This is a genomic window from Thalassotalea sp. G20_0 (assembly GCF_017744175.1).
Lineage (GTDB): Bacteria > Pseudomonadota > Gammaproteobacteria > Pseudomonadales > Endozoicomonadaceae > Endozoicomonas.
Window position 1 is genome coordinate 1 of the sequence record NZ_JAGHQV010000498.1, and the last position, 550, is coordinate 550.

Annotated in this window: 1 protein-coding gene; it reads right to left on the reverse strand. The window is 49.3% G+C overall.

Features of this window, described 5'->3' with window-relative positions; all coding sequences use genetic code 11:
- Positions 1-28: 28 nt before the first annotated feature.
- Positions 29-463: a YajG family lipoprotein gene (locus tag J7438_RS27235; RefSeq protein WP_209279136.1), complete on the reverse strand. Its 435-nt coding sequence runs from the start codon at positions 461-463 to the stop codon at positions 29-31.
- Positions 464-550 lie beyond the last annotated feature (87 nt).

Below are 550 nucleotides of genomic sequence, written 5' to 3' on the forward strand. Positions count from 1 at the left end.
AACCAGATGACTTTGCGAGATCGATGGATTAAAACTTACAGACTTGTACACACATCAAATTGCACACCATGGCGTCCGGATCATTTCGACAGGATGATGCGCAAGGGCTGAATTCACCACCCAGCTCGGTACAGGTTTCTTCTGCCATGAACTCACACTCCTGGTGCTCTTCCAGCCAGCGGCTTTCTTCCGTAGCGATGCAAGCCAGAACATTCTCAGGTCCTGTTGCGGTGATCCGGGCAGGAATAGAGCGGGTCATGCGAACATCCTTCAGGACACCTTGTTTGCTCAACGCCATAACTTGCTGCATAACTGGATCCGGGGTCATGGTGGAACCGGTAAACTGACGGGTTACGACGGCTTCCGGCTTTTCTGCATTAACCTGCTGTGACTCCTGGGTTGATGCACAACCAGCCAGAAGAATGGCCAGTGACACCAGCATTCCAGACATCATTTTTTTCATTGGTATACCTCAATCCGATAAAAAAAGGGCATTTATACCGTGAGATTTGGCATTGTCCAGCCAAATCGCTGCAAAAGTTGATCAAAC